The sequence below is a fragment of the Paracidobacterium acidisoli genome, from assembly GCF_003428625.2.
Lineage (GTDB): Bacteria > Acidobacteriota > Terriglobia > Terriglobales > Acidobacteriaceae > Paracidobacterium > Paracidobacterium acidisoli.
Genome location: NZ_QVQT02000004.1, coordinates 106,895 through 118,780 on the forward strand (window position 1 = coordinate 106,895; position 11,886 = coordinate 118,780).

Here is an 11,886-nt window from a genome sequence, read left to right on the forward strand (position 1 = left end):
CATTGCTTCGACGATCGGTTCGACCTCTTACGCTGCAGTCGATCGCCGCCGCTCCTCGTCCCAGACCCTGTACTCCTCGCTTGGCTTGCCCAGTTCATACAGCGTATTCAGCGTTTCCACCACGCCCCGAACCACATCGGCATGGATGATCACAGAGGTGTAAATGAACTTTGCGTTCGGAAGATTCGCACCGCCAGGGATATAGCCCGTAAGATGCTGCCCCGGCTGTAACTCCCGGAAGCTCTGCGAGGCTATGCTGTCCACGACCGCCCAACGTTCTAGCTTTGCCATCGGCTTCGTCATATCTTCCCGAATCGCAAGCCGTATGCCAAAACGCATGCCGGAATCCCCCAGGAAAACAGGGGAGTTACAGAATCACCGGTTTTATGGGCATGAAATTTTTACATCTTTATGCCGCACTCCCTGTGCATTTAGCTCTTTTGTGTCCGGCCGTCCAGAGCCTTCGTCACCCGCACAAAAAAGCCGTTCAGCTCCTCCGCCGGCCCCATAGTAAGCCTGCGGTCCACCTTCAGCAGCGGATACACCTGGGACCCATCCACATCGAGCGCCGGCATCGCCATCTCGTTCCGGCCTTCTTTGTTCGGATACATCGCCATGATCCATTCCGCGTCGTATCGCCGCCGGAAGATCTCTCCGAAATAGCCGCCCCACATCCGCGTTTCGCGGTCCAGCCTGTCGGCCGCCACAGGAATCCGCGCAGCCAGCACCGTATCCAGCTTTGCAACCGACTCCTCCGCGTAGTCCAGCTCCATCCCGTACTCTTCCTGGGCCACGCGCACCGCCTCATCGGCCCACGCCTGCATCATCGCTCCCAGAGAATTGAAGGTGCGCCCCGCCGTTACATCTCTTCCGCTCATCCCCTCCAGCTTACCGGAACCCCGGCATGCCTCACCTGTTCCCGACCGGCTGCCGGCCATCGCTCAGGACAGGAACCCGCCCCACCATGTATCTTGAAAGGTTGTGGAGCTTTGTCCCGCGGAGCTTCCTGTTTTGTCTGTTTCGGAGGTTTGATCTGTTGAACGGCAAGCGTTGTTTCTGGTTTGGACTGGCGGCCCTTGCCGCTCTTCTTTGCACACTCAGCCCCGCGGCTCTCGCCCAGGTACAAAGTCCTCCGCCCAATCCTCGCCTGCCTGCCCCCGCTCCGCTCGCCGGCGTACGCTACGACTATCGCTGGGAGATCTACGGCGGTCCCGCCTATTCGCACTTCGATGCCGGCCCGAACCTTCTCCAGGGCGCCAACCTCGGCGGATTTGACGCGCAGGCTGCCTACTTCTTCACCAAGCGCTGGGCCGCCGCCGCCAATGTCCGCGGCTACTACGGCACCAGCGGTGTCGTCGCCAATTCTGACGGCATCAAAGGCCCCTTCGTCAGCGAGCACATGTTCCTCGGTGGCCCCGAATACCGCGGCCCCTCGAACCAGCATGTCTCCATGATGTTCCATGCCCTCTTCGGCGGAGCCTACGGCAACTTCCAGCACGCCATCGGCGATATCCCGCCCGGCAACCTCGGCCTCTATTCCAATCAGCTCACCTTCGGCAGCGCCATCGGCGGTTCCATCGATCTCAACCGCTCGCCACGCCTCGTCTTCCGCATCTCGCCCGATGCCACCCTGGTCAACTTCGGCGGCAGCATCCGCGAGCAGTTCGCCCTCTCGGTCGGCATCGTCTACCGCATGAAACACGACGTACAGCTGCGCCCGTAGCCATCCCGGCAGAGGTGTTCTCCACAACCCTCTTTGGCATATGTGGGGAACACCTCCTTTCGCGCTCTATCTTTTTCCCTTCATATCAGGGCGCGGCTTCGGCCGTGCCGTCATCAGCCAAAAACACAGCGGCTTCAGCTACTGTGCGCCGCCAGGCCGCCGATTGACCCCCACCCAGGCTGGTTGTACCGTAAAGGGGTTGCAGCCACTCTTCGGTATGCTGTAGTTGCAGCCATTTTCGTAATTTAAAGTGGCAGCCATTTTTTCGCATTTCCGTAAAGGATTTATCGTGTCGACCCCGGCCGCTTCCCTCGCGCTGCGCAAGACCCCGCTCAATGCCCTTCACCGCCGCCTCGGCGCGAAGATGGTCGACTTCGGCGGCTGGGATATGCCCGTCGAATACTCCGGCCTCATCGCCGAGCACCTCACCGTCCGCAACAGCGTCGGACTCTTCGATGTCAGCCACATGGGCGACATGCAGCTCCGCGGCCCCGGCTCGCTCGACGCCATCCAGCACCTCTGCATGAACGACGCTTCACGCCTCCAGGTCGGCCAGGCGCAGTACTCGGCCATGCTGTATCCCGAAGGCACCTTCGTCGATGACGTCATCGTCCATAAGCTCGGTGAAAACGACTACCTCATCGTCATCAACGCCGGAACCCGCGAAAAGGACTACGACTGGATTCGCGCCGGCGTCTCGAAGTTCCGTTCTCACGTCAGCGACTACAGCGACTACTACACGCAGCTCGCCATCCAGGGACCGAGGGCCGCCGAAACCCTGCAGAAGCTCACCAGCATCGACCTCTCGACGATAAAGTTCTACTGGTTCAGATGGGGAACCGTCTGCGGCCTGCCCAATACCCTCATTGCCCGCACCGGCTACACCGGCGAAGACGGCTTCGAAATCTACATCCCCTCCGACGAAGCCACCAGTGAGCGCGTCTGGAACGAAGTCATCGAGGCCGGTAAAGAGTTCGGCATTCTGCCCTGCGGCCTCGGTGCGCGCAATACCCTGCGCCTTGAATCCGCGCTCTCCCTTTACGGCCACGAAATCTCGGAATCCCTGAATGTCTTTGAAGCCGGACTCGACCGCTTCTGCAAGCTGGACAAGGGTCCATTCATCGGCTCCGGCGCGCTGCAGAAGGTCCTCGCCGAGGGCGGCCCGCAGAAAAGACTTGTCGGCCTCGAAGTCATCGAGCGCGGCATCGCCCGCGACGGCTACCGCGTCCTCGACCTCGAAGGCCGCAGCCCCATCGGCTATGTCACCAGCGGCTCGCCCGCGCCGTTCCTCAAAAAGAACATTGCGCTCGCTTACGTTCCCCGCGAATATGATGTGCCCGGCCGCGAAGTCTCCGTTGAAATCCGAAACAGCCCTGTAAAAGCACGCGTCGTTCCGATTCCGTTTTACCGCAAACCGAAAAAGCAGGCCTGACAACCGGCAGGATGTAAAACCATTTGCCCGCACACTGAAAGGGAGATCACCGCACCATGGCTTACCCTGCAAATTATCGCTACACCCGCGAGCATGAGTGGATCGAAGTCAACGGCTCCGCCGGCACCGTCGGCATCACCGACTATGCCCAGAACTCCCTCGGCGACATCGTCTTCGTCGAATCCCCCAAAGTCGGCGACAAAGTCGAAAAGGGCAAGGTCTTCGGCAGCGTCGAGTCCGTAAAAGCTGTATCGGACCTCTTCGCGCCCGTCTCCGGCACCGTCACCGCCATCAATGAGGAGCTCGCCGGCTCGCCCGAGAAGATCAACACCGACGCGCATACGGCATGGATCATGAAGATCGAGCTGAGCGATCCGTCTGAAGTTGACTCACTTCTCAGCGTCGAAGACTACGAGAAGTTCATCAAAGAGGAGACGGGTCATTAAAGCTGTCTCACTTGCGCGGAAGGGAACCAGTCATCCTTCCTCTGTGCCCTCCGTGTTCTCTGTGGTGATTCCCCGTTCAGCGCCTGGGTCCTCTGGAGTGACTCCCCGCGCGCTTCTGCGCTCTCCGCATCTTTTGCGGTCAGCTTTTCATCTTTTCATGCAGTAAGGATCAGACATGCGCTATCTACCCAAATCGCCCGCCGAACGAACGGAGATGCTGCGCGACATCGGCGCATCGTCGATCGACGACCTCTTCGCCATCATTCCCGAAGAGTACCGCCTGCAGCGCGACCTCGACATTCCACGGCAGATGGGCGAATCCGAGATTGTCGACCACTTCAAAGCTGCCTCCCTGAAGAACGCCAACGGCTACACCAGCTTCCTCGGCGCAGGCGTCTACAAACACTATCGGCCGGTGGTCATCGACTCGCTCGTACAGCGCGGCGAATTCCTCACCTCCTACACGCCCTATCAGGCGGAGATCACCCAGGGCACCCTCCAGGCCATCTTCGAGTTCCAGACCATGATCTGCGAGCTCACCGGCATGGACATCGCCAATGCCTCCATGTACGACGGCTCGACCGGCGCAGCCGAAGCCGTGATGATGGCCATCCGCATCACCGGCCGCGACGACGTTCTCGTCGCCCGCACCACGCATCCGGAATACCGCGAGGTCATGCACACCTACGCGCAGCATCAGGGGCACACCGCGCGCGAAGTGAACTACGGGCCCGACGGACGGCTCGATCTGGCCGCGCTGGAGCAGTCCCTGACCGGCGAAACCGCCTGCATCCTCGTCCAGTCGCCGAACTTCTTCGGCATCGTCGAGGACATCCCGGCTATCGCCGGCATCGCCCATAAAAAGGGCGCGCTGCTCATCGTCTCCATCGCCGAAGCCGTCTCGCTCGGCATCGTACGGCCACCGAAAGAGGCCGACATCGTCTCGCTCGAAGCGCAATCGTTTGGAGTCGCCCTCAGCTACGGTGGACCTTACTGCGGCGTCCTTGCGGCAAAAGAAAAATATCTCCGCCAGATGCCGGGACGCCTCGTCGGCGAAACGAAAGACACGCAGGGACGCCGCGGCTTCGTCCTCACGCTCTCCACGCGCGAGCAGCATATCCGCCGCGAGAAGGCGACCTCCAACATCTGCACCAACCAGGCGCTCGTTGCACTGATGGCGACCATTTTCATGACCGTCTACGGTAAAGAGGGCATCAAAGAGCTGGCCCTGCAGAACCTGGCCAAAGCGCAGTATGCCGCGAAGACGCTCAGCGGAAGCCTCAACGGTGGCGGCAGACTGCTCTTCGCGGAAACGCCGCGCTTCAACGAGTTCATTCTCGAAACCGGCGAGGCTCCGGAGCAGCTCAGTGCGCGTCTGCTTGAAAGCAAAATCATCGCCGGCGTCGCGCTGAAGAAGTGGTACCCCGAATTGGGCAACGCTACGCTCTGGTGCGCCACCGAGCTCACCACAAAAGATCAGATCGACACTGCAGCTTCAGTCCTGGCAAACGCTCCCGTGACTGCAGCCGCGCGATAAAAGCTTTTCCCCGCAGCAGCACGTTTTCTCTGTGTCCTCTGTGCTCTGTGGTGAAGTTTCCTGAAGAGACTGGAACCATGGCAAACGGATTCATCGGAACGCCGCGCAAAGTCACCGCGCACCTCACGCAGAACGAAGCGCTCAGCTTCGAAAAATCCTCACCCGGCAAGAAGGCGTACAGGCTGCCCCCGCTCGACGTGCCCGAAGTCGACCCCGCGTCTCTGTTGGGCGAAGCCGCGCGCGAAGATACCGGCGTGTTGCCTGAGTTAAGCGAGATCGAGATCATCCGCCACTTCACGCGTCTCTCCACCTGGAACTACGCCATCGATCTCGGCATGTATCCGCTCGGCAGCTGCACCATGAAGTACAACCCGCGCGTCAACGAATTCGTCTCGCGTCTTGAGGGCATCGCCGAAGCCCATCCGTACCAGCCGGAATCACTCTCGCAGGGCTCGCTCGCCATCATCCGCCAGTTACAGGACTGCCTCCTCGAAATCACCGGCATGGACGCAATCACGCTCCAGCCCGCCGCCGGCGCGCACGGCGAATTCACCGGCATCCTGCTCGCCCGCGCTTACCATCAGTCGAAGGGCAATCCGCGCAAACATGTCCTCATCCCCGACTCCGCGCATGGCACCAATCCTGCCACAGCCGCCGTCTGCGGCTATGAAGTCATCAATATCAAATCGAATGCGCAGGGCGGCGTCGACGTCGCCGCGCTCGAACAGCTCGTCACCGAAGAGACCGCCGTGCTGATGCTCACCAACCCATCGACCATCGGTGTCTTCGAGCATCAGATCCACAAAATCGCCGACATCCTCCACGCCAAAGGCGCGCTCCTCTATATGGACGGCGCCAACATGAACGCCCTCTGCGGCAAGACCCGCCCCGGCGACTTCGGTGTCGATGTCATGCACCTCAATCTGCACAAGACCTTCTCCACGCCCCACGGCGGCGGAGGTCCCGGCTCCGGCCCGGTCGCGTGCAAAAAAATCCTCGAGCCTTTCCTGCCCGTTCCTGTCGTTGAGCAGGACGGCGACGGTGTGCTCCACTTCAACTACGACCGCCCGGACTCCGTCGGCCGCGTCCGCATGTTCTACGGCAACTTCGGCATGTTTGTCCGTGCGCTGGCCTACATTCTCGCGAACGGCCCCGACGGTCTGCGCCAGACCACGGAAGACGCCGTGCTCAATGCGAACTACATCCGCAAAAAGCTCGAAGACCTCTACGAGCTGCCCTATCCCACGCCTTCGATGCACGAGGTTGTCTTCAGCGACAAACGCCAGACAAAAAACGGCATAAAGACCGGCGACATCGCCAAGCGCCTCATCGACTATGGCTTTCACCCCTACACCACATCGTTCCCGCTCATCGTTCCCGGCGCGCTCATGATCGAGCCGACGGAGAGCGAATCGCGCGAAGAGCTCGACCTCTTCATCGACGCTATGCGTCAGATCGCCCGCGAAGCCGATGAGAATCCGCAGCTTATTCTCGACGCGCCGCACTCCACGCGCGTCTCGCGCCTCGACGAGACCACAGCCGCCCGCAAACCCGTCCTGCGCTGGAAGGCTCCCGCCGCCTCGACACCGCTCGCGCCCGACAACTCTCCCGCAAAGGAGTGGTAGCCGTGTCCATTTTTCACGAACGCCGCGACGAGCTCGAGAAGTACGAATTCATGATGGGCACCGCTCGCGGACGTCTTGCCGTTTCGCTCGACGTCCTGACCGACGCGCTCGTGCTCATCGGTCAGCATGGTGTCTACTGCGTCTCGAACCGCAATCCTTCGAAACCTGCTCTCGATCTCGAGACCGTTCTCGGCGAGATCAACAACGCGAAGGAGCTCATCCAGTCCGTCATGGAAGACCTGCGCCGCGAGCGCGAGGCCGCCGTCTGATCGCGCCTCACCGCGAAACGCGGAAGTGATACGCCGCCGCTCTCGGTACAATCGGCGCAGCCGTCACATTGCACACCTCAGCCTGCACCGTCCTGCCATTCTCCGGCCACGCATTGTTCCACGTCAGCCCCAGCCCCGGATTCGCCGCCGGTGTCACGCTGATCTCCATCCCCGCCGCAGCACTTCCCACGCTCGCCGATGGCCCCGCCACGCACGAATGTGGGGCAATTGGAGCGCCGCCATTATTCCATGCCGGAGAATCGCCGCCGTTGCTGCCGGCAACGCTGGTCTGCGCCGCAGAAGCCGCGCCGCCATTCACCTTCAGCGTTCCCGTAATCTCCACATCGGCCGCATTATTCCCATTGTTTGAGATTCTGAACGCATCCACCCATCGCTTTGCCGACGCATTCCAGATCCGGTACGTCCATCCGGCCTTAGTTCCCGTCAGCCCCGGTCCTCCCATCGCGCACCAGCTGTTCTCCGCATGCGCCGTTGGCTCCGATCCCGCGGGTACGTCATACCAGCAGTCCGATGTGCTGAACTGATGTCCCGCAGGAAAACCCAGCCCGGGATTGCCGCCCGACAGGACGGGGTCCAGCGACAGATCGTAAAAGAGGTTCGACTCATACCATTTGTCATACTGCGTGTTCGAAAAGTTGGTTCCGATCAGCCTCGTCCCCGTTGTCGTATTCACGTAGTTGATCGAGGCTGCATGGCCGTTGTTGTACTGCACTGCCACCACCGGTGTCGACGCCGTCGTCACCTGGCCTGAGCTGACTTCGTTCGTCTCCGCTTTCTGCTGACTAAACTGCCCCGAGATGACGATGCTCCCCGCTGTATGCACCTTGATATATCCCACTCCTGTGCTTTCGTACACCGACGCAGGTGCCGCGCCATTCAGCTCCGTATTGATAAATTCTGCATTCACCGATCCCCGCTTCGGCATGCCCGCCGCATAACCAGGAGGAAACACCAGCACCCCATCCGGCTGTACACCCGCAATCACCGACGCGCAGGTATCGAGCGAGCTGTTCCGGTTGCCGTCGATATCCGTGTTGTCATTGCAGTACGCCGCCCAGTTCGCACCTGGCCCATCGTCGCTCTCGAAGTGGTTGGCAATCGAGGTAAACTGCGGCCCGAAGCTGAGCGTATTGTCCCTCTGCAGATACGAATGCGCCGGCCACGCCGGAAACACCTTTCTGCCTGACTCACTGATCCCCTGCCGATACCATCCGTAGAGTCTGCCTTCGAAAAACGCCCCCACCAGCCGCTCATACTGATTGCGCAGCACGCCTTGTCCCATGCTGCTCTCCGTCGCCTGCGTCGGGTCATAGTCCGGCGGATAAAGAATCAGATTGACGCCATACCCGGCAATATCCTGCTCCATGCCCGCAACATTCTCCATCCACATCGTCCCGTTGGCCGAGCCGCCCGCAACGCCCGCCGTGCAGGTATCCGACGCATTCGACACACACGCCGTGCCGGTGAACGCCGACGTCAGCAGCGTATACGGCAGTTGCCCGTTCAGAATCACATCCGGTGACACCGCGGCGATTCCGTTATAGGGCGCCGCCTCGCAGTAAAAATTCTGTACTGTCACTACCTGCGACCCCACTACCTGAAAGCATCCCGCATTGCGCGTCGCTTTGATCGACCCTCCATAGAACGCCACATCGAAACCTTCAGCCGTCACCGCCGCATGCGTCTCCGGCAGCGCCGCCGGCTGCCATTTGGCTGCGCTCAGTCCGTTCGCCTTGCCTGACGCGCGTGACGCAGCCGTGACCGTAAAGGCGCCCGCCGGCGTGTTGTTCTTCACCGATGCCACCGTGTAATACCCGTTCAGCGCAGCCATGTCTGATATGCCCGACACGCGAAAGTGATGCCCCGCCACCACCGGAGAGATCCCCGCCCCTCCACCTGGACACTGCGCCGCCGGCTCGCACGAAACGACAAACGTCGCCGTCGTTCCGTTGCCCGACGCGCTTCGCAGCATCATCCTCCCCGCATAAGCCGCAATGTCTCTCCCGTCCACGCAGTTGGCGCCCCAGCAATATCCGTCCGATGTCCTGCCCGGACCGTTGATATTCAGCTTGATAAAATGCCCTTCGTTGCCCGGACCTACCAGCGGCCATCGCGTGTTGTCGATCGTCAGCTGATCGGCAAATACCCGCTCCGCCGCCATCGCCTTCAGGCCGTACCCGCCGCTGTTGTCCAGGCGCACGCGATGAAACGAGTACCCCGCCGCATTGGCAATCTCCACCAGCGCTCCGGTAAACAGGTGCCCGTCTTTCGCGCGCACTGTCAGATCGCGCAGTCCTCCATAGCATTGCCCGCCATCGTTCAGGCCATCCGGGTTGTTGCGGCTGAACGCGATCAGGCCGCTCCCGGTATCATTCGTCAGCTCGATCACCGTAGCCGACTCCCCATCCCCCTCGACCGTCAGGTTGCACGAGACGTGGAGGAAATCACTCACGCGGTACGTACCCGCCGGAAGATACACCACCGGATAGCTCGACCCCGAAACGCCTGCCGTATTCGCAAAAGCGATCGCCGCCCGAATCGCGCATGTCGAATCGTTCACGCCCTTCGCGTCTGCGGCATTTGGGCAGCCGGCCGCCTGCCCGAAGTCCGGATGCCGCACATCGACGCGCGGCAGCTTGGAAATCGTATTGCCCGCGGTCTGCAGGCCGTTCACCCGCCAGTTCCCCTCGACGCCATGCGCCTGGATCGCATTCGGCTCTGCAGCTTGCGGCGCTGCCTGAGCACTGGCTGCCTGCTGTGCTCTGCCCGCTTCGCAAATCAACACACACAGGCACACCGAAAGAAGAAAATATCTGCTCATCCTGAATTTCATCGATCAGACTCCATCGACCCATGTAGGAAGCCGCGTGGCAGAAATCCGGCAGAACGTGCCATACGACGCCCGGAAGCGGGTATATTGTGCAGGAAACGGTGCCAATCTATCCGTGAACTCGCTGCGGAGTGCGGAGACAGACACCATAGGGAAGGATGGTGCGCCCGGAGAGATTCGAACTCCCGACCTGATGCTCCGGAGGCATCCGCTCTATCCAGCTGAGCTACGGGCGCGCACTTCCAGCATACTACGGCGCTTCCGGCCAGGGAAACCGCTTCACATCCGCATCGTCACGCCTGCGCGTCACATTCACGGCCTTTGCTGTCCAGAATTTCCCCCATATGAACTTCTCCATCTTTCGATGGAGGCACAAATCCATCTCCTCTATCACGACGCCTCTGCTTTCCCTCGGCTACATTGGCCAGACTGTTCTTCTTCCGAGGCCACATGAAAGGGGTACATCATGAAAACAGGGAAATATGCCGTCGCGCTGCTGCTCGCCGCAGCTGCCGCAGCATCGGGCAGAGCTTTCGCACAGGGATGCGTCGCCGCCCACTCCAGCCAGCACACCATGGATGAGCTCGTCACCGATCTCAACGACGGTGCTTCCGGTGGATTCAACATCCACAACCTCATCCTCAACATCGGTTACCGCGTCTTCAATTCGAACAAGTACTTCGTCGGAACCGACGAGATCGCCCGCCCCACCGCCGTTCGCAATCACCAGAACATCTTCGACATCGGCGTCGAATACCGTCTCAGCCCGCGCTTCAGCCTCGTCGCCGACGTGCCCGTCTTCAACGGCACCCGCGACCAGATCTATCCACCCTCCGGCGTCTATCAGGTCAGTGGGGTAGGCGATCTCACCGTCGGCGTGCAGAGCTGGATCTTCCGTCCACCTACAGAAAACGGCGGCAATATCGCCGTCAGCATGTCGCTGAAGATTCCCACCGGCATCGACAACGCCACCGGCTCAGCTCTCTATCAGGGACAGATCATCAAGGCCACCGCCGACCAGTCCATGCAGCCCGGCGACGGCGGCTGGGGCGCTCTTCTCGCCACGCAGGCCTACAAATCCTTCTGGCGCACCTCATTCGGTTATCTTCAGGGGCAGTACCTCTCCAACCCCATGGACACAAACGGCGTCAAAACCTTCCGCACCCAGCCTGGCCAGGGTGTCATGTCCATCACCGATCAGTACCTCTGGCGTGCCGGACTCTCCCAGGGCGTTCCCAAAATCCGTCATCTCGCCGTCAGCCTTGGCATTCGTGATGAAGGCGTACCGGCGCACGACCTCATCGGCGGCAACGACGGCTTCCGCCGCCCTGGCTACATCATTTCGCTCGACCCCGGCGTGATGTACAGCTATCACCGCGACGTCATCTCCATCAACGGCCCCTGGGCTCTGGCTCGCAACCGCGAGCCCAGCGTTCCGGAGCTGCAGAACCATATCTACAACGGCGACGCCTTCTTCGCCGACTACACCATCGTCGCCAGCGTCTCGCATCACTTCTGATCGTTCAGGGCCGCCGCAGCGTGGGCTCCTGATACAACCCCATCACATTACCCCCGGGATCACGGAACAGCGCCGTGATCTCGGGCGCGTCTGCGCCCACCGGCTGCACAATCTCTCCGCCATGCGCAGCTACCCGCTCCAGCGTCGCGTCCATGTCATCCACCATGATGTAGATCAGCAGTCCAGGCTTGTCCGCCGGCGGATACTTCGTGGTCCACACGCCGCTCATCTGCCCAACACCGTCGTCGAAGGACGTGCTGCCGTCGCCGCGCTGCCGGATATTCCATCCGAAGGACTGCCGGTAAAACTCAGCCGACCGTGCAATATCGCTGGCCGGTATCTGAACGTAGCAGATCTTGCCATCTCCGAGCGTTGGTGTCATCGGACCCCCTCCTCGCCGGCCTCACCGGCACGCTCTCACTCTAAAACAGCTTTCGCCGCGGCGATACGGGGTCACCTCTGCGCAAAAGCAAAAGCCCGGCGG

11 protein-coding genes and 1 tRNA gene are annotated in these 11,886 nt (G+C 61.0%); 7 read left to right on the forward strand and 5 right to left on the reverse strand.

The genetic code is table 11. The features are described 5' to 3' along the window. Positions 1-27 precede the first annotated feature (27 nt). A complete protein-coding gene (locus tag D0Y96_RS11545) occupies positions 28-303 on the reverse strand; it encodes a hypothetical protein (protein ID WP_117300020.1) in 276 nt (91 codons plus the stop codon). Between the two features lie 128 nt (positions 304-431). Continuing rightward, positions 432-878 carry a hypothetical protein gene (locus tag D0Y96_RS11550; RefSeq protein WP_117300023.1) on the reverse strand — a complete coding sequence of 149 codons (447 nt, stop codon included), beginning with the start codon at positions 876-878 and terminating at the stop codon, positions 432-434. 158 nt (positions 879-1,036) lie between these two features. On the opposite strand from D0Y96_RS11550, the gene D0Y96_RS11555 reads away from it, so the two are divergent. From D0Y96_RS11555 to D0Y96_RS11580, 6 genes are all read left to right on the forward strand, one after another. Then, positions 1,037-1,723: a hypothetical protein gene (locus D0Y96_RS11555; protein ID WP_117300025.1), complete on the forward strand. Its 687-nt coding sequence runs from the start codon at positions 1,037-1,039 to the stop codon at positions 1,721-1,723. Positions 1,724-2,012: 289 nt separating this feature from the next. Then, on the forward strand, positions 2,013-3,155 hold the full coding sequence (gcvT, locus tag D0Y96_RS11560) for a glycine cleavage system aminomethyltransferase GcvT (protein ID WP_117300991.1): 1,143 nt from the start codon (positions 2,013-2,015) through the stop codon (positions 3,153-3,155). A 56-nt stretch (positions 3,156-3,211) separates the two neighbouring features. Further along, positions 3,212-3,601, forward strand: coding sequence for a glycine cleavage system protein GcvH (gcvH, locus tag D0Y96_RS11565; RefSeq protein WP_117300027.1), 390 nt, complete (start codon positions 3,212-3,214; stop codon positions 3,599-3,601). A 175-nt stretch (positions 3,602-3,776) separates the two neighbouring features. Then, positions 3,777-5,138, forward strand: a complete 1,362-nt coding sequence (gcvPA, locus tag D0Y96_RS11570) for an aminomethyl-transferring glycine dehydrogenase subunit GcvPA (RefSeq protein WP_117300029.1) — start codon at positions 3,777-3,779, stop codon at positions 5,136-5,138. 77 nt (positions 5,139-5,215) lie between these two features. Beyond that, positions 5,216-6,763: an aminomethyl-transferring glycine dehydrogenase subunit GcvPB gene (gene gcvPB, locus D0Y96_RS11575; RefSeq protein ID WP_117300993.1), complete on the forward strand. Its 1,548-nt coding sequence runs from the start codon at positions 5,216-5,218 to the stop codon at positions 6,761-6,763. A gap of 2 nt (positions 6,764-6,765) precedes the next feature. Continuing rightward, positions 6,766-7,032 carry a hypothetical protein gene (locus D0Y96_RS11580; protein ID WP_117300031.1) on the forward strand — a complete coding sequence of 89 codons (267 nt, stop codon included), beginning with the start codon at positions 6,766-6,768 and terminating at the stop codon, positions 7,030-7,032. Between the two features lie 7 nt (positions 7,033-7,039). On the opposite strand, the gene D0Y96_RS11585 is transcribed toward D0Y96_RS11580, so the two are convergent. Then, complete coding sequence (locus D0Y96_RS11585) at positions 7,040-9,838, reverse strand: glycosyl hydrolase family 28-related protein (RefSeq protein ID WP_199480259.1); 2,799 nt, start codon at positions 9,836-9,838, stop codon at positions 7,040-7,042. A gap of 204 nt (positions 9,839-10,042) precedes the next feature. Beyond that, positions 10,043-10,119, reverse strand: a tRNA-Arg gene (locus D0Y96_RS11590). Positions 10,120-10,349: 230 nt separating this feature from the next. Between D0Y96_RS11590 and D0Y96_RS11595 the strand changes: the two genes are divergently transcribed. After that, on the forward strand, positions 10,350-11,402 hold the full coding sequence (locus tag D0Y96_RS11595) for a hypothetical protein (protein ID WP_117300035.1): 1,053 nt from the start codon (positions 10,350-10,352) through the stop codon (positions 11,400-11,402). 4 nt (positions 11,403-11,406) lie between these two features. On the opposite strand, the gene D0Y96_RS11600 is transcribed toward D0Y96_RS11595, so the two are convergent. Then, positions 11,407-11,784, reverse strand: a complete 378-nt coding sequence (locus tag D0Y96_RS11600) for a VOC family protein (RefSeq protein WP_117300037.1) — start codon at positions 11,782-11,784, stop codon at positions 11,407-11,409. Positions 11,785-11,886 lie beyond the last annotated feature (102 nt).